The 17,359-nt window shown below is 72.2% G+C and carries 13 protein-coding genes; 10 read left to right on the top strand and 3 right to left on the bottom strand.

What is annotated here, in order from left to right; genetic code table 11:
* Positions 1–38: 38 nt before the first annotated feature.
* From guaB to IRX98_RS06580, 3 genes are all read left to right on the top strand, one after another.
* Complete coding sequence (guaB, locus tag IRX98_RS06570) at positions 39–1,550, top strand: IMP dehydrogenase (protein ID WP_224274965.1); 1,512 nt, start codon at positions 39–41, stop codon at positions 1,548–1,550.
* A 167-nt stretch (positions 1,551–1,717) separates the two neighbouring features.
* Positions 1,718–3,697 carry a pre-peptidase C-terminal domain-containing protein gene (locus tag IRX98_RS06575; RefSeq protein ID WP_224274967.1) on the top strand — a complete coding sequence of 660 codons (1,980 nt, stop codon included), beginning with the start codon at positions 1,718–1,720 and terminating at the stop codon, positions 3,695–3,697.
* Between the two features lie 241 nt (positions 3,698–3,938).
* Positions 3,939–4,556, top strand: a complete 618-nt coding sequence (locus tag IRX98_RS06580; RefSeq protein WP_224274970.1) for a TetR/AcrR family transcriptional regulator — start codon at positions 3,939–3,941, stop codon at positions 4,554–4,556.
* Here the strand turns inward: IRX98_RS06580 and IRX98_RS06585 are convergent.
* Entirely contained in the window at positions 4,546–6,234 is a 1,689-nt protein-coding gene (locus IRX98_RS06585) for a CHAP domain-containing protein (RefSeq protein ID WP_224274972.1), read from the bottom strand. The genes IRX98_RS06580 and IRX98_RS06585 overlap by 11 nt on opposite strands.
* Before the next feature lie 96 nt (positions 6,235–6,330).
* On the opposite strand from IRX98_RS06585, the gene IRX98_RS06590 reads away from it, so the two are divergent.
* The 5 genes from IRX98_RS06590 (at position 6,331) to guaA (ending at position 14,436) form a co-directional block, all read left to right on the top strand.
* Positions 6,331–7,440, top strand: a complete 1,110-nt coding sequence (locus IRX98_RS06590; protein WP_224274974.1) for a GuaB3 family IMP dehydrogenase-related protein — start codon at positions 6,331–6,333, stop codon at positions 7,438–7,440.
* A 44-nt stretch (positions 7,441–7,484) separates the two neighbouring features.
* Positions 7,485–9,209, top strand: a complete 1,725-nt coding sequence (locus IRX98_RS06595) for a glycerol-3-phosphate dehydrogenase/oxidase (protein ID WP_224274976.1) — start codon at positions 7,485–7,487, stop codon at positions 9,207–9,209.
* A 102-nt stretch (positions 9,210–9,311) separates the two neighbouring features.
* Entirely contained in the window at positions 9,312–10,928 is a 1,617-nt protein-coding gene (locus tag IRX98_RS06600) for a succinic semialdehyde dehydrogenase (RefSeq protein ID WP_224274979.1), read from the top strand.
* Positions 10,925–12,646: a GMC oxidoreductase gene (locus IRX98_RS06605; protein ID WP_224274981.1), complete on the top strand. Its 1,722-nt coding sequence runs from the start codon at positions 10,925–10,927 to the stop codon at positions 12,644–12,646. The genes IRX98_RS06600 and IRX98_RS06605 overlap by 4 nt, the downstream gene beginning before the upstream one ends.
* A gap of 212 nt (positions 12,647–12,858) precedes the next feature.
* Complete coding sequence (gene guaA, locus IRX98_RS06610; RefSeq protein WP_224274984.1) at positions 12,859–14,436, top strand: glutamine-hydrolyzing GMP synthase; 1,578 nt, start codon at positions 12,859–12,861, stop codon at positions 14,434–14,436.
* Here the strand turns inward: guaA and IRX98_RS23720 are convergent.
* Together IRX98_RS23720 and IRX98_RS06620 are read right to left on the bottom strand one after the other, a co-directional pair.
* Positions 14,399–14,851, bottom strand: coding sequence for a GNAT family N-acetyltransferase (locus tag IRX98_RS23720; protein WP_372456038.1), 453 nt, complete (start codon positions 14,849–14,851; stop codon positions 14,399–14,401). The genes guaA and IRX98_RS23720 overlap by 38 nt on opposite strands.
* A 61-nt stretch (positions 14,852–14,912) precedes the next feature.
* Positions 14,913–16,346, bottom strand: a complete 1,434-nt coding sequence (locus tag IRX98_RS06620) for an HNH endonuclease signature motif containing protein (RefSeq protein WP_224274988.1) — start codon at positions 16,344–16,346, stop codon at positions 14,913–14,915.
* Between the two features lie 191 nt (positions 16,347–16,537).
* Here IRX98_RS06620 and IRX98_RS06625 point away from each other — a divergent pair, with 191 nt between their 5' ends.
* Both IRX98_RS06625 and IRX98_RS06630 read left to right on the top strand, forming a co-directional pair.
* On the top strand, positions 16,538–16,963 hold the full coding sequence (locus tag IRX98_RS06625) for a hypothetical protein (protein ID WP_224274991.1): 426 nt from the start codon (positions 16,538–16,540) through the stop codon (positions 16,961–16,963).
* A 10-nt stretch (positions 16,964–16,973) separates the two neighbouring features.
* The gene (locus IRX98_RS06630) at positions 16,974–17,357 is read left to right on the top strand and encodes a VOC family protein (RefSeq protein WP_224274993.1); all 384 of its coding nucleotides are present in this window, start codon (positions 16,974–16,976) and stop codon (positions 17,355–17,357) included.
* Positions 17,358–17,359: the final 2 nt, after the last annotated feature.

Consider the following 17,359-nt stretch of genomic DNA (forward strand, 5'->3'; position numbering starts at 1 on the left):
GCGACACTGTCCCAGAGCACCCGTCGTACGCCCGTAGAATGAGGGGCGTGGAGATCCCTGAGAAGTTTGCCGCGCTGGGCCTCACCTACGACGACGTGCTGCTGCTGCCGGGGGAGTCGGACCTCGCCCCCAGCGACATCGACACGACCACGCGCCTCACGCGTGAGATCTCCGTCCGGGTGCCGCTGATCAGCGCCGCCATGGACACCGTCACCGAGGCGCGCATGGCCATCGCGATGGCCCGCGAGGGCGGCCTCGGCGTGCTGCACCGCAACCTCTCCATCGAGGACCAGGCCCGCCAGGTCGACCTGGTCAAGCGCACCCAGACCGGGATCATCTCCAACCCTGTCACGATCGGTCCCGACGCGACGCTGGAGGACCTCGACCGCCTCTGCGGCGAGTACCGCGTCTCCGGACTGCCCGTCGTCGACGTCGACGACCACCTGCTCGGCATCATCACCAACCGCGACCTGCGCTTCACCCCCGTGGCGGAGTGGGCCACCACCAAGGTCACCGAGGTGATGACCAGCGAGGGCCTGATCACCGGCCGGATCGGCATCTCCCGCGAGGACGCCACCGCCCTGCTGCGCGCCCACAAGCGCGAGCGCCTGCCCCTCGTCGACGACGAGGGTCGCCTCGGCGGCCTCATCACGGTCAAGGACTTCGTCAAGGGCGAGCAGTTCCCCCACGCGTCGTACGACGCCGACGGGCGCCTGCTGGTCGGCGCGGCCATCGGCTACTTCGGCGACGCCTGGGAGCGGGCCACGACGCTGGTCGAGGCCGGCGTCGACGTGCTCGTCGCCGACACCGCCCACGGCCACGTCCACCTCCTCCTCGACATGGTCCGCCGGCTCAAGTCCGACCCGGCCACCAAGCACGTGCAGGTCATCGGCGGCAACGTCGCGACCCGCGAGGGCGCGCAGGCCTTCGTCGACGCAGGCGCCGACGCCGTCAAGGTGGGCGTGGGGCCGGGCTCGATCTGCACCACCCGCGTCGTCACCGGCGTGGGCGTGCCGCAGGTGACCGCGGTCTACGAGGCGTCGCTGGCCACGAAGCCCGCGGGTGTCCCACTGATCGCCGACGGCGGCATGAAGCACTCCGGGGAGATCGCCAAGGCGCTCGTCGCCGGCGCGGACGCGGTGATGGTCGGCTCGATGCTCGCCGGCTGCGAGGAGTCGCCCGGCGACGTGGTCTTCGTCAACGGCAAGCAGTTCAAGTCCTACCGCGGCATGGGGTCGCTCGGCGCGATGAGCAGCCGCGGCAAGAAGTCCTACTCCAAGGACCGCTACTTCCAGGCCGAGGTCGCCAGCGACGACAAGATCGTCCCCGAGGGCATCGAGGGCCAGGTCGCCTACCGCGGCCCGCTGTCCGCGGTCGCCCACCAGCTCGTGGGCGGTCTCAACCAGTCGATGTTCTACGTCGGTGCGCGCACCATCCCCGAGCTGCAGGAGAAGGGGCGCTTCGTGCGGATCACGTCGGCCTCGCTCAAGGAGAGCCACCCGCACGGCGTGCAGATGACCGTCGAGGCGCCGAACTACTCCGGCCGCTGAGCCGCACCGATCGGTCGAAAGTAGCGTTCCGCAACCCACCGGTAGGGCCTACGTTGACGAGGGTCAGGGGATCGGGCCCCACGACGACGGTGTGATCCATCGCCTGCGGGCGCTCGATCCCGATTTCTCTCGGGAGGAGCGCTTCAGTGCGCAGAAACCATGTGGTCGTGACCGGTGCAGCCGGTCTGCTGGCCTTCGTAGCACCCGCCGTGTCGACCGCCGCGCCGGCGGGCGACGACACCGTCACCCCGGCCCAGCAGGAGGCCCTCGGGCTCGGGCTGCAGGTCGCGCCCAAGGAGTCCGACGCTGCTGCGCTCACGGCACGGACCAACCCCAACCCCTACCTGGCCAACCTGCCCGACATCGGCGACGCCAACTACTTCGCCTGGAACAAGGTGATGCACGAGCGCGCCGAGAGTCGCGCCGACTCCGCCAGGCTGGCCTCCAACCGGCGCGCCGCGTTCGGCGCCAGCGGCCGGGGTGTCAACGCCCGCGGGGTGCTGACCCCCTTCGTCCACGACGAGGAGGAGCCCGCCGGGACAGCGGGGTCCAACGACTCGCACCCCGACGCCGAGCCGATCCCGGGCTTCGGCACCGCTGCGGCCCGGATGCCCGCCGTACGCATCCTCGGTGAGCTGGCCGCCACTGCGGGCGCCACGCCTCGCGTCGTGACCACCGCCGAGGACCAGGGGGCGATCCCGCTGGCGACCTCCACGGGCATCACCGGGGGTGGCGCCTCGGTCACCGACTCGGTGCTCGGCGACGGCCCGCACGGCCCGATCGGGTCGGGCGGCGACGGCACCAACGACTTCGACTTCTACTCCGTCGAGGTCGGTGCGGGCGAGACCCTCACCGCCGACACGGAGGGCAGCGCCGCCGGTGTCGACACGATCCTCGTCGTCTGGGACGCCGAGGGCACGCCGCTGGTCGCCGACGACGACAGCGGCACGGGCGTGCTGAGCTCGCTGTCCTACCAGCCCGCCACCCCCGGCACCTACTACGTGATGGTCGGCGGCTACGCCCTCGACCCGCTGCCGGGCGACCCGTTCGACTCCGGCAGCGGTGCTGGTGGTGCTGACACGGGTGCCTACCGCGTCTCGATCGCCAGCCAGGAGCTCGACGCCGACTTCTTCTCGGTCCGTCTGCGTCCGGGCGACGTGGTCGGAGCGGGCGCCGAGGGCGCCGCGACCGGACTGACGGTGCGCACGCCCTCCGGCGAGCAGCGCGTCGGGGGAGTGGGCACCGATGCGTCCTCGCTCTACCCGCCGACCTCGCCGCTGATCGGCGGCGGCAACACCGCGATCGCCTACGTCGCCGAGGAGGCCGGTTGGTACACCGTCCAGGTCTCCGGCGGCACGGGTGCCTACGACGTGACGGTCGAGGGCTACCGGCCCGGGACCCAGGGTGACCGCGGACGCACCCAGACCGTCCTCCTCGACTTCGCACCCGGCCGGGTCAACACCGCGACGTGGGGCGGTCCGGGCACCCGGTCGGTGTCGCCGTTCGCGGCGTTCGTCCCGCAGTGGGGGATCGCCCGCACCGAGGCGCGGCGGATGGAGAACCGCATCCTCAACCAGGTGCGCCGCAACCTCCAGGCCGAGATCGCGGGCACCAACCCCGACGTCAACGTCGAGGTCCTCAATGCCCGCACCAACCCCGAGCTGATCGGGCAGGAGAACGTCTCGCGGATCTACGTCGCCGGCACGATCGCCGAGACCGGCATCAGCACGATCGGCATCGCGCAGTACATCGACCCGGGCAACTTCGGCCAGGAGGACGAGGCGATCGTGCTCCTCGACGTGCTTAGCGCGCCGGCCGGACCGGCGTCGTCGCTCAACACCTACATCAACGCCAGCAGCGACAAGATCGCGTTCGTGACCGCCGCGGTGGCCAACGTGACGGCCCACGAGGTCGGCCACACCATCGGCAGCTACCACACCGACAACGCCGACGAGATCCACAACATGATGGACTCCGGCGGCGCCAACTTCGGGCTCAACCTCTACGGGGTCGGCCCGGACAACGTCGGAGGCACCGCGGACGACGAGAACATCGAGTTCGAGACCGACACCTATGCGCCGGTCGAGGGCTTCACCGGCCTCGAGGACACCGAGAACGTGACCTCCTGGGCGTACGCCGGGCGCTGATCACGCCTCGCCCGCACCTCGCGGCACTGGTCCAGACCACCTGTGCATCCCGGGTGCGGGTTGGGCGTCATTGGTTACGGTGTGCCTGTATCCAAACAGGGGGTGGCCGGTAGTGGACGGGCGTGGGGCTCGTGGTCCGCTCGCTGAGGCGAGGGACGCACCAACACCGGCCGACGAACCCGCGTCGACGCCGGCCACACGGCCGGCGTCGATCGCGGGTGCCGCGACCACGGGCACGAGGGTGGCCCCGCGCAGGGCGTACGACGCCAGCGGCCGCCGCGCCGCCGCCGAGCGTCGGCGCGCCCACGTCGTGGCGACCGCGTCGCGGCTGTTCCCCGAGCACGGATGGACGGGCACGACCATCGCCGGCGTGGCCCGCGAGGCCGGGGTCTCACCGGAGTACGTCAGCAAGACCTTCGGGGCCAAGCAGGCGCTGCTCATGCTCGCGATGCGGTCCGCGTCCTTCGCGGGCACCGCGTCCCTGAGCGAGTCCTTCGCCGCACTGCGACTGGCCGAGGAGCCCGACCCCTCGGTGAGGCTCGACCGGTTCGTCGAGTTCGTGTGCGCGTCGGTGGTGCCGATGGCGCCCTTCGTCCCGGCGATGGTCCAGGGCGCCTCGGAGGACCTCGGCATGCGGACCCTCCTCCAGGGCGCGCGCCGCGGGCACGTCGACGTCGTCACCGAGGTGGTGCCGCTGCTCGCCACCGGTCCGGTCCACCCGGACGCGATCGACGAGATCGTCGTGCTGACGCGTTCGGAGACCTACCTGGTGCTCTCGGGCGAGCTCGGCTGGAGCGTCGAGCGCTACGCCGCCTGGTTGCGTCGCAGGATCGCCCGGGCCGTGGACCTCACGGGGTGAAGCCGGCACTGGTCGGCATCGAGTCGCCGACCACCGCCGCCGCCGGGCGGGTCAGCAGCCGCGATGCCGTGCGGGTCACCACGAACACGCCTGCGCCGCGGCGGGTGACGAGGCCGGGCGAACTGGTGAGGTCCCGCGCCGAGCGCACGCCGCGCGGCAACCGCGAGGGCTCGCCGGGCACCGCGCTGCGCACGACGACCGCGCCGTCGGCGTCGGTGCCCGCCACGTGCAGGCTGCCCGCGACGTCGGCGACCGCAGGGGAGGCGTAGGGGGACCACCGGCCGGGCAGCCACTCCGGACGGCTCCAGCGACCGTCGGCGAGGGTGCGTACGCCGAGACGACCGGAGGCGGTCACCTGGTGCAGGCGGGTGGTGCCGGCGCGGTCGGTGCTCAGGGTCGGGGTCGAGGTCGCGGACGCCGCGGCACCCGGGAGGCGGTGGAGGCGTCCCTGCCCGACCAGCTGGGCGAAGCTGGTGCCGCTGGCGCTCACCGCGACCAGCCACGTCCGTCCGTCCGCGTCGCTGCCCAGGACGGGTGCGGTGTGGGTGCCCCACGATCCCGGTCGGCCGATGCGGTCGGGTCGGCTCCAGCCCGCCCGGAGGGTCAGCCTCCGGACCACGAGGGTGCCGTCGGGCGTCACGCTGGCCAGCAGCGGCCGACCGGTGCGCGAGAGGGCGAGCGCCGGGCTGGCCGTGGTAGCCGAGACGGCGCGCGGTCGCAGGACGAGGCGGCCGTGACGGGACGGGCCGGCGAGCACGCGTCCGTCCTGCGTGGTGGCGGCGACCCACGGCAGCCCGGCGCGGGACAGGACGAGTGACGGGGCGGCGAGGGTCGAGAACGTGCGGCGCGGACCGACCGCCCGCGCGGGGCGACCCGGTCGCGCCACCCAGAGCGTGCCGCGGTCGTCGACGCGGGCGGTCCACGACCCGCCGAGCCCGTCCGGGGCCGACACGGCGGGGCGGTCCGAGCCGATGAGTGGCGACGGGGTGACGTCGGCGAGGTGCAGGTAGCGGAACTCGCCGACCGGGACGGTGCGGCTGCCGTAGCCACCGGGCAGGGCGTGGTTGTACTCCTCGATCGTCACCGTGCCGCGACCGATCGCCGTCACCCAAGCGACGTGGCCGACACGTCCCGCGTCGGTCTGCGCGACGGCGCCGATGGCAGGGACGGAGTCGACGCGATAGCCGAGGCGACGCGCGACGTCGTCCCAGTTCGCGGCGTTGCCCCAGTGCTCACCGCGGAAGTGGTTGGAGAAGCCGGCCATGCCGTTGCGCTCGTGCAGGCGCCATGACACGAAGCTGGTGCAGTTGCGGAGCACGAAGCCCCAGGGGTCGCCGATCGACCCGTCGATCGACCAGACCCGGCGCGCGCACGTCGGCTTCGGGCCGCGGGGGTCGTAGAGGTGCCCCGAGACCGGGTCGAGCACGGGCGGCGGGGGAGGCGGGGGAGGCGGTGGCACGGGCGCCGGGGTCTCACCCGGCTTCGGCGGGGTAGGGGTCGGCGTGGGGACGGGCGTGGGCGTCGGCTCGTCGATCGGCACCTGCGGCTCGATCGGGCACTGGCCCTGCCAGGCCCAGGGGTAGTCGTCCGACGCGTGTGCCGTCGCGACGACCGTGCCCGACACCCCACCGGCCAGGCAGGCCGCCGCGACGACGCGCGCGAGCCATCTCTTCCCCACCCGGTCGACGGTAGGGAGGCCGCTGCGTCCGCGTGGCGACTTGGCCGACTTGTGCACGACTCGTTGCCCAACGACCGCCGCCGATAGGCTGACCCGGTGACCGAGATCGAGATCGGCCGTGCCAAGCGCGGTCGCCGCGCCTACTCCTTCGACGACATCGCGATCGTGCCCTCGCGGCGCACCCGCGACCCCGAGGAGGTCAGCACCGCTTGGCAGATCGACGCCTACCGCTTCGACATCCCCGTGCTGGCCGCGCCGATGGACTCCGTCATGTCGCCGTCCACGGCGATCGCGCTCGGGCAGATGGGCGGCCTCGGGGTGCTCAACCTCGAGGGCCTGTGGACGCGCTACGACGACCCGACCGGCCTGCTCGAGGAGGTCGCCGGGCTCCAGGGCGCCGACGCCACGCGCCGGATGCAGGAGATCTACACCGAGCCGATCAAGCCCGAGCTCATCACCGCGCGCCTGAAGGAGGTGCGCGCGGCGGGCGTCACGGTCGCCGGCTCACTCTCGCCGCAGCGCACCAAGGAGCACGTCAAGGCGGTCGTCGACGCCGGCGTCGACATGTTCGTCATCCGCGGCACCACCGTCAGCGCCGAGCACGTCAGCAGCCAGGCCGAGCCGCTGAACCTCAAGGAGTTCATCTACGAGCTCGACGTCCCCGTCATCGTCGGTGGCTGCGCGACCTACCAGGCCGCGCTGCACCTGATGCGCACCGGCGCGGCCGGCGTCCTGGTCGGCTTCGGTGGGGGTGCGGCCCACACCACGCGCACCGTCCTCGGTGTCGCCGTCCCGATGGCGAGCGCCGTGGCCGACGTGGCCGCCGCCCGCCGCGACTACCTCGACGAGTCGGGCGGCCGCTACGTCCACGTCATCGCCGACGGCTCGATCGGCAGCTCCGGCGACATCGCCAAGGCGGTCGCCTGCGGTGCCGACGCGGTGATGATCGGCTCCCCGCTCGCCCGCGCCGCCGAGGCGCCCGGGCGCGGCTTCCACTGGGGCAGCGAGGCCACCCACGCCGACCTGCCGCGCGGCCAGCGCGTCGAGTTCGCCCCGGTCGGGACGCTCGAGGAGATCATGTTCGGCCCCTCGCGCACCGCTGACGGCACCATGAACCTCATCGGTGCCCTGCGCCGCGCGATGGCCACCACCGGCTACACCGAGCTCAAGGAGTTCCAGCGCATCGAGGTCGTCGTCCAGCACTGAGCCGGAGGCTGCCGAGCGCTGGGCCGCCCTGAGACACTGGGGGCATGACCCTCGCCAAGGCCCTCGACGCCGACCAACGCGCTGACGCCCTCGAGCACCTCGCCGCAGGTGAGCTCGACGTCCTCGTGGTCGGCGGCGGCATCGTCGGGGTCGGCGCCGCCCTCGACGCGGTCACCCGCGGCCTCAAGGTCGGCCTGGTCGAGCAGCGCGACCTCGCCTCCGGCACGTCCTCGCGCTCGTCCAAGCTGGTTCACGGCGGCCTGCGCTACCTCGAGATGTTCGACTTCGCGCTGGTCAAGGAGGCGCTGGAGGAGCGCGGCCTGCTGCTGACGCGGCTCGCGCCCCACCTCGTGCGCCCGGTGCCGTTCCTCTACCCGCTCGAGCACGCGTGGGAGCGGCCCTACGTCGGTGCCGGTGTGGCGCTCTACGACGGCATGGCGATGACCGGCAAGTACGACATGGGCGTGCCCAAGCACAAGCACGTCTTCCGCAAGCAGCTGGCCCGCATGGCCCCCGACATCAGGACCGACAAGCTGCACGGCGCGATCCGCTACTACGACTGCCAGGTCGACGACGCCCGGCTGGTGATGATGATCGCCCGCACCGCCGCCAACAACGGCGCCCACGTCGCGACGCGCACCAAGGTCACCGGCTTCCTGCGCGAGGGCGACCGCGTCGTCGGCGTGCAGGCCCGCGACCTCGAGGGCCAGCGCGACCTCGAGATCCGGGCCAAGGTGGTCATCAACGCGGCCGGCGTGTGGACCGACGAGGTCCAGGAGCTCATCGGTGGCAAGGCCCAGCTCGACGTCGACGCCAGCAAGGGCATCCACCTCGTCGTGCCGAAGGACCGGATCCGCTCGGAGTGCGGCTTCATCACCAAGACCGAGAAGTCGGTGCTCTTCGTCATCCCGTGGGACGACTTCTGGATCATCGGCACCACCGACACCGCCTGGGACTTCGACCTCGCCCACCCGGCGGCGAGCAAGACCGACATCGACTACCTCCTCGGCCACGTCAACCGGCTGCTCAAGGACCCGCTCGACCACCGGGACGTGATCGGCGTCTGGGCGGGGCTGCGGCCGCTGCTCAAGCCGATGCGCAAGGAGGGCGAGATGGGGGAGACCACCAAGCTCTCCCGCGAGCACACGGTCGCCAGCCCCGTGCCGGGCCTCGTGCTGGTCGCCGGCGGCAAGCTGACGACGTACCGCGTCATGGCGCGCGACGCGGTCGACCACGCGCTGGAGCACGCCTCCAGCAGCTCGGGTCCGACGCCGGCCTCGATCACCGACCGGGTGCCGCTGATGGGTGCATGGGGCTTCGAGGCCCGCACCAACCAGCGCGTGGCGCTGAGCCGGGCGTCCGGCCTCGAGATCGGCGTGATCGACCACCTGCTGGGTCGCTACGGCGGCCTCGTCGACGAGGTCCTCGCCCTCATCCACCAGCGTCCCGAGCTCGGCGAGCCCCTCCCCGGAGCCGAGCACTACCTGCGCGCCGAGGTGCTCTACGCCGCCACGCACGAGGGGGCGCGCCACCTCGACGACGTGCTCGCCCGCCGGACGCGGGTCTCGATCGAGACCTTCGACCGCGGCATCCACGCCGCCCGCCCGGCCGCGGAGCTGATGGGCGAGGCGCTGGGCTGGGACGCAGCCCAGGTCGATGACGAGGTGGACCACTACCTGCGTCGGGTGGAGGCGGAGCGGCAGAGCCAGCTCATGTCGACCGACCAGGAGGCCGACGAGGCGCGGGTGAAGGCTCCCGAGATCGTCTGACGGCGCCGGGGCGGGGTTGGACAAATCACCCCGAAGTGTCAAATGCTGGGACGAAGTGACTGATCGGTAGCAAGCGCGCGGGGGTCGACCTACGCTGCTGGGATGAGTGACCAGAGCCCCGTCTCAGGCCCGATCACCGACGGCCCCGCGGACCCCGAGCACGACAGCACCGCGGCCTACGCCCTCGACCGCTCGTACGTCGCCTCCCTCACCCGCCGCGTGGTGAGCAGCTCCGGTCGGACCCACGCCGTCTCCTCGCCGATCGGCGGCGCCCCGCTCGCCCACGTGCCGCAGTCGACCCCCGCCGACGTCGCCGAGGCCTTCGCGCGGGCGCGTACGGCCCAGGCGGCCTGGGCCGCCACGTCGCTCGACGACCGCGCCGCCGCCCTGCTGCGGCTGCACGACCTCCTGCTCGACCGGCAGGAGGAGCTGATCGACCTGGTGGTGTGGGAGTCGGGCAAGGCGCGCAAGGACGCCTACCTCGAGGTCGCGCACCTCGCGCTGACCGCGCGCTACTACGCCCGCACCGCCCACGAGCACCTCGACACCCGTCGGGTCGGCGGGATGTTCCCGGTGCTGACCCGGGCCGAGGTCAACCGCGTGCCCAAGGGCGTCGTCGGCATCATCTCGCCCTGGAACTACCCTCTCTCGATGGCGCTGTGCGACGGCCTGCCCGCCCTCCTGGCCGGCAACGCCGTGGTGGCGAAGCCCGACGCGCAGACCATGCTGACCGCGCTGCTGGCCGCCCAGCTGCTCGACGAGGCGGGCTTCCCGTCGGAGCTGTGGCAGGTCGTCGCGGGCCCCGGGCCCGAGATCGGCGGCGCGGTCGTGGGCGCGGCCGACTACGTCTGCTTCACCGGCTCCACCGCCACCGGGCGGCTCATCGCCCGCCAGTGCGCCGACCGGCTGATCGGGTGCTCGCTCGAGCTGGGCGGCAAGAACCCGATGCTGGTGCTGCGCGACGCCGACGTGCACCGCGCGGCGGAGGGCGCCGTCCGCGGCGTGTTCGCCAACGCCGGTCAGCTGTGCGTGTCGACGGAGCGGCTCTTCGTCGCCGACCAGGTCTACGACCGGTTCGTCGACGCCTTCGTCTCACGCACCCGGGCGCTGACGCTCGGCGCGAGCCACGACTGGAACGTCGACATGGGCTCGCTGATCTCGCAGACCCAGCTCGACACCGTCACCGCCCACTTCGAGGACGCGGTCGCCAAGGGTGCGACGGTCCTCTGCGGCGGCACGGCGCGCCCGGACCTCGGGCCGTACGTCTTCGAGCCGACCGTGCTGGAGGGCGTCACCGCCGACATGGAGTGCTTCGCCCGGGAGACCTTTGGCCCGGTCGTCGCGCTCTACCGCTTCCACAGCGAGGACGAGGCCGTCGCCCGCGCCAACGACGGCACCTACGGCCTCAACGCCTCGATCTACACGCGCGACGCCGCCCGCGGCCGCGCGCTCGCCCGCCGGATCCGTTGTGGCACGGTCAACGTCAACGAGCCGTACGGCGCGACGTTCGGCTCGCTCGGCGCGCCGATGGGCGGCATGCGCGAGTCGGGCATGGGGCGGCGCCAGGGCGCTGAGGGCGTCCTGCGCTACACCGAGGCGCAGTCCGTGGCCACCCAGCGCCTCCTCCCGATCGCGCCGGTGCTCGGCATGTCGGAGGAGACCAACGCCCGGGTGATGACCCGGGCGCTGCGCGTGCTCAACAAGCTGGGTCGCGCATGAGCACCCGACCCGAGGCCCAGCACTACGACGTCCTCGTCGTCGGATCCGGCTTCGGCGGCTCTGTCACGGCACTGCGCCTCACCGAGAAGGGCTACCGCGTGGGCGTCCTGGAGGCCGGCGCGCGCTTCGAGGACGACGACTTCCCCGCGACCTCCTTCGACGCCAAGCGGTTCGTCTTCGCGCCGGCGCTCGGGATGTACGGCATCCAGCGCATCGACATGGTCAAGGACTGCATGATCCTGGCCGGCGCGGGAGTCGGCGGCGGCTCCCTGGTCTACGCCAACACCCTCTACGAGCCGCTCGACGCCTTCTACCGCGACCCGTCGTGGGCGCACATCACCGACTGGAAGGGCGAGCTCGCGCCCTACTACGACCAGGCCAAGCGGATGCTCGGCGTCGTCGAGAACCCGCTCCACACCCCGGCCGACGAGGTGATGAAGCAGGTCGCCGACGACATGGGAGTGGGCCACACCTTCCACCCGACCCCGGTCGGGGTCTTCTTCGGCGGTCCCGACGCCCGCGGCGGCGAGGAGGTCGCCGACCCCTACTTCGGTGGTGCCGGCCCGGCCCGCAACGCCTGCCTCAACTGCGGCGAGTGCATGACCGGGTGCCGCCACAACGCCAAGAACACCCTGGTGAAGAACTACCTCCACCTCGCCGAGCAGGCAGGAGCGGTGGTCCACCCGCTGACCACCGTGACGCGCGTACGCCCCCGCGCCGGCGGCGGCTACGAGGTGAAGGCCCGCTGGACCAAGGCCAAGCTGTCACGGCGTACTGCCACCAAGACGTTCACCGCCGACCAGGTCGTCTTCTCCGCGGCCGCGCTCGGCACGCAGAAGCTGCTCCACCAGCTCAAGGGCGAGGGCGACCTGCCGCGCATCAGCGACCGGCTGGGCGTGCTCACCCGCACCAACTCCGAGGCGATCCTCGGGGCGCTGGCCCCCGACACGTCCGTCGACTACTCCCGCGGCGTCGCGATCACCTCGTCGTGGCACCCCGACGAGGTCACCCACATCGAGCCGTGCCGCTACGGCCACGGCTCCAACGCGATGGCGCTCATGCAGACGGTGCTGGCCGACGACACCCCCGGCACCTCGCGGGTGCGCACCTGGCTCAAGGAGCTGTGGGCGCAGCGGCGCACCGCGCTCGACCTCTACGACTTCAGGCACTGGTCGGAGCGCACGATCGTGGCGCTGGTGATGCAGACGCTGGACAACTCGATCACCACCAAGGGCGTCAAGGGCCGCCTCGGCTGGCGGATGACCAGCGAGCAGGGCCACGGCCTGCCCAACCCGACCTACATCCCGATCGCCTACGAGGCCACCCGCCGCATGGCGGACGTCCTCGGTGGCACCCCGGGCGGCAACGTGGGCGAGGCCTTCAACCGGCCCCTGACCGCGCACTTCATCGGCGGTTGCACGATCGGCGACTCCCCGGAGACGGGCGTCGTCGACCCGTGGCAGCGCCTCTACGGCCACGAGGGCCTCCACGTGGTGGACGGGTCGGCGGTCTCGGCCAACCTCGGGGTGAACCCGTCGCTGACGATCACCGCGCAGGCCGAGCGGGCGATGGCCTTCTGGCCCAACAAGGGCGAGGCCGACCCGCGGCCCGCGCTCGGCTCGACCTACCGTCGGCTCGCGCCGGTGGAGCCGAAGAACCCGGTCGTGCCGGAGGCGGCCCCGGGAGCCCTGCGCCTGCCGATCGTCGGGGTCAGCTGAAAACGTCGGCCGCAGGCCGTAACCAGCCCCCCGCGAGGTCGTTGCCCGGGTAAGGGGCCCGGCAGTCATGCTCCCTCCCAAGGGTCGGGCCTCGGGTCTCGGCGCTGTCCGCAGCAGCTGGGAGCAAGCTCCAGGGCCCGGTCACCCTCCCTCCCCGATCGGGCCCTGGGGCGAGGGCCGGGTCGGGGGCGGGCGATCGATAGACTCGCCGCGTGACGCAGCCTGCAGAGCACGACCTGGTCCTCGTCGTCGACTTCGGGGCGCAGTACGCCCAGCTCATCGCGCGGCGCGTGCGCGAGGCGCGGGTCTACTCCGAGATCGTGCCCCACACGATGCCGGTGGCCGACATGTTGGCGCGCAACCCCAAGGCGATCATCCTGTCCGGTGGCCCGTCCAGCGTGTACGCCGACGGCGCCCCCGGCATCGACACCGCCGTCTTCACGGCAGGCGTGCCGGTCTTCGGCATGTGCTACGGCTTCCAGCTGATGGCCAAGGGCCTCGGCGGCGAGGTCGCCCACACCGGCGCGCGGGAGTACGGGCGTACGCCGGTCGTGGTCTCCGAGCCCGGCACGCTGCTCGACGGCATCCCCGCCGAGCACAAGGTGTGGATGTCGCACGGCGACTCGGTCGCCCAGGCGCCCGAGGGCTTCACGGTCCTGGCCTCGACGGAGGACACGCCGGTCGCGGCCTTCGAGGACGTCGCGCGTGGTCTCGCGGGCGTGCAGTGGCACCCCGAGGTGCTGCACTCCGAGCACGGCCAGAAGGTCCTCGAGCACTTCCTGCACCACATCGCGGGTGCGCGACAGACCTGGACGATGCTCAACATCGCCGAGGAGCAGATCGAGCGGGTGCGCGAGCAGATCGGCGACACCGGGCTGGCCATCTGCGGCCTCTCCGGCGGCGTCGACTCCGCCGTGGCCGCCGCGATCGTCCAGCGCGCGATCGGCGACCGCCTCCACTGCGTCTTCGTCGACCACGGGCTCCTCCGCGAGGGCGAGGCCGAGCAGGTCGAGCGCGACTTCGTCGCCGCGACCGGGGTCAACCTCCATGTCTACGACGCCCGCGAGACCTTCCTGGCCGCGCTGGCCGGCGTCACCGACCCGGAGGAGAAGCGCAAGGTCATCGGTCGCGAGTTCATCCGTGCCTTCGAGGCCGCCGAGGTCGAGGTGCTCGGCGAGGCGGCCGAGCACGGCGAGAAGGTCGGCTTCCTCGTGCAGGGCACGCTCTACCCCGACGTAGTCGAGTCCGGTGGCGGTGCCGGCACCTCCAACATCAAGTCCCACCACAACGTCGGCGGCCTGCCCGAGGACCTCGAGTTCGCGCTCGTCGAGCCGCTGCGCACGCTCTTCAAGGACGAGGTCCGCCTCGTCGGCGAGCAGCTCGGCCTGCCCGCCGAGATCGTCTGGCGCCAGCCCTTCCCGGGCCCCGGCCTCGGCATCCGCATCATCGGCGAGGTGACCGCCGACCGGCTCGACATCCTGCGCCGCGCCGACGCGATCGCGCGCCAGGAGCTCACCCGCGCCGGGCTCGACCGCGACATCTGGCAGATGCCCGTCGTGCTGCTCGCCGACGTCCGCTCGGTCGGTGTCCAGGGGGACGGCCGCACCTACGGCCACCCCGTCGTGATCCGTCCGGTCACCTCCGAGGACGCCATGACCGCCGACTGGGCCCGTCTGCCCTACGAGGTGATGGAGCGGATCTCCACGCGCATCACCAACGAGGTGGCCGAGGTCAACCGGGTCACGCTTGACATCACCTCGAAGCCGCCGGGCACGATCGAGTGGGAGTGAGGCGGTCCCGCCACGTGCGGGCCGTCACCTCGTAGGTCAGGACTCCCGGGAACGGCTCGTCGATGCACGACAGGCCGACCGCGGCGAGGGTCCGCCTCGACCCCGTGTTGGCCGTCGAGGTTCCCGCCCAGACGTGCCCGACACCGCGATCGACGAACGCGTGGTGGAGAAGGGCGTGCGTGCCCTCCGTGGCGAGACCCTGGCGCCAGGACGCAGGCGAGGAGCCTGAAGCCGAGCTCGCCCGTTCCGGGCTTGTCGGCGGCACGGCCGAGGCCCCACCATCCGACCGTCTCCTCGGCCAGCGAGCCGATCCAGTAGCCCAAGCCCTCGTCCGGGGAGGAGCGGACGCCGAGCGGGCCTCAACACGAGCCGACGAGCTCGGAGGACAGGCAGGGACACCGCTCGACACTCTCACGGCCTGCGCGAACGCGCCTGTGGCCCCGCCTCCTGGTGGGTGGCGGGGGTGTGGGGCGGGGTCATCTTCGAGGTGACGGGATCCGGGGTGGGCCGGGCTCGGGTGGGTCGAGGGCGGTGGTGCCGGTGCGGTCGCGGCGATAGCGGTGCCCGTGGGGGGTGGTCCACTCGAAGATCCCGGGCGCAGTCATTGCGTAACGCCAAGCACTGTGGGTCTTGAGCCGGTGGTGGAACCGGCACAGGGCTGCGAGGTTGTCGGTGTGCGTGGGCCCGGGCTGCGGCCGACCTTCTGCCTCAGCGTCGTGGTCGTACTCGATGACGTGGTCGACGTCGCACCCCCGTGCGGGGCGTGAGCAGAACGGGAACACGCAGGTGCGATCCCTGAAGATCACGTGATCGCGGATCCGGTCCGGGATGTCGTAGCCGGGCGCGGACTTGGGCTGGTTGAGGTCGACGACGGGCTTGATCGTGATCTCGGTCCGGGAGTCGGCGCACCAGGTCATCAGCTGCTCCAGGAGGACGAGTCGCTGGCCTTCCTCGAGCCGCCCCGTCGGACCGAACACGGCGGAGTCGTCGGAGAACCTTGCGTCGAAGTGGGCGTGAAGCACGACCTCCCGTGCGGCGGGGAGGTCTGGCCTCGATACGCCGGCTCGTTCCTCGCCGGCTACTCGACCGCCATCAGAGTCGTGGAGGTCGAGCGCGGTCTGAGTACGGGCGAGGTCGCCGAGGGCCTTCGCTCTGCGGACGTCGAGCGCCTCGGTCGACCCGAGGGCCTTCTGCGCGGCAGCGTTGTGGGCGAGGGCCTGGTGGAGGTCGAGCCCGTCGGCGAGATCGATCTCGGCCTCGAGCCGGATCGTGCCGGCGAAGTGGACGTCCTGGTCGTGGATCGTCACGTGGCGCGGGTCGACGTGGAGGTACCCGTCCTCCGGGTCCGCGGCCGGGTCGGCGTCTGCGAGGTCGTAGCGCTTGATGGTCTCGGCCACGAGGCGGTCGAGCTGTGCGGGCCCGATCTTCCCCGCCACGGCGGCGACCTGGGCGTCCACGAATGCCGCTGCCTCGACCGTCAACGCTGGGGCCGAGTGGATCGTCACCTCGGCGACCGCCCTCGCCCGCCAAGCCGACACCCGTCCGGCATGGACCTGCGCCCACAGCCGCGGCAGTCGGTGGCGCAGCTCCAGGGCATGACCGATCAGCTTCTTCGCCGACACCGAGGAGATGCCCAGGACCGTGCCGAGCTCGGCAACGCAGAACTCCGCCACCAGCGGCGTACCCGGTCCGGCGATCGGCTCCTCGTGCTCACACCCCGCGACCGCAAAGGTCGCTGCAGTGTGGATGGACTCGGGCGGGTGGAGGTCGGCCCAACGGGCGGCGAGGTCGAGCTGGCGGGCTGCCTCGGTGTTCTCGATGGAGCGGGACGCCTTGATCGAGGCGAGCAGCGCGGTGGGGCCGAGGGCGTCTGCCCCGGCCTCCGGTCCTGCTTCCAGCAACTCGATCATGCGTTCGATGATAGGGAAGACCACCGACAGTGGGGCTCGATACGCCCGCTCGTTCCTCGCGGGCTACTCGACCACCGATGGGAGCGTGGCTGCTCGACCACTGATGGGGGCATGGTTTCGAGGCTCGCTGCGCTCGCACCTCAACCAGCGAAGGGAGGCAGGGCGGGAGCAGGGCTGGCTAGGGTCGGCCCATGCCTCGTCTCCAGCCCCGCCGGGTTGCCATGAAGCCCGGGACGCAGGTCTGGGCGGTCCTCGTCGCGTTCGCCGGGTGGTTGGTGGTCCTGTGCGGTCTCCGGCTGGCGCCGGTGTCCGTGGACCCGGAGGCGGACCTCGAGGGCGGCGGGAGCTTCGCGGCCGCCTTCTCGGTCTACTGGCCGGCGCTCGGGATCACCGTGCTCGTCGTGGCCGTGGCGATCTACGTCGCTGTCACCCGTGCCTGGACCACGGCCGCCCTGCTCGTCAGCGCCATGACCGCGGTGTGGTCGGCGTGGGCGCTCTCGCAGGGCTACATCATGGACCACCGCCCCACCCTCGACGGCTACGTCTGGACAGGCCTCGCCCTCGCCGCGACGGCGACGGTCCTCGTCACGTCGGCCAGGGGCGGACCGCGGGTCTAGGTTGGCCCGCGTGACCCGCGCACTGCACCACCTCGACCTCTGGGTCGACGACGTCGCCCGCGCCGAGGGGGAGTGGGGCTGGCTGCTCGCGGCGTGCGGGTGGCGGCGCGAGGACGGCGTACGGTCGTGGGTGCACCCCGACGGCACCTACGTCTTCATGGAGCACTCGCCCGACCAGCACGGCGACCACGACCGGCTGCGCCCCGGCATCAACCACCTCGCCCTGACCGTCGCGACGCGCGACGAGCTCGACCGGATGCGGACCGAGGCGGCCGGGCACGGCTGGCAGGAGATGTACGCCGACCGCTACCCGCATGCCGGCGGCGAGCAGCACGTGGCGCTCTACGTGGAGAGCTCGGAGGGGTTCGAGGTCGAGGTCGTCGTCGGCGACTGACC

This window comes from Nocardioides lacusdianchii, assembly GCF_020102855.1.
GTDB classification, from domain to species: Bacteria; Actinomycetota; Actinomycetes; order Propionibacteriales; family Nocardioidaceae; genus Nocardioides; species Nocardioides lacusdianchii.

Bases quoted from the DNA above. Each gene is read 5' to 3' on its own strand.
- guaB (WP_224274965.1), top strand. From the start codon at position 39: ATGAGGGGCGTGGAGATCCCTGAGAAGTTTGCCGCGCTGGGCCTCACC.
- IRX98_RS06595 (WP_224274976.1), top strand. From the start codon at position 7,485: ATGACCCTCGCCAAGGCCCTCGACGCCGACCAACGCGCTGACGCCCTC.
- IRX98_RS06600 (WP_224274979.1), top strand. From the start codon at position 9,312: ATGAGTGACCAGAGCCCCGTCTCAGGCCCGATCACCGACGGCCCCGCG.
- IRX98_RS06605 (WP_224274981.1), top strand. From the start codon at position 10,925: ATGAGCACCCGACCCGAGGCCCAGCACTACGACGTCCTCGTCGTCGGA.
- IRX98_RS06620 (WP_224274988.1), bottom strand. From the start codon at position 16,346: ATGATCGAGTTGCTGGAAGCAGGACCGGAGGCCGGGGCAGACGCCCTC.
- IRX98_RS06625 (WP_224274991.1), top strand. From the start codon at position 16,538: ATGCCTCGTCTCCAGCCCCGCCGGGTTGCCATGAAGCCCGGGACGCAG.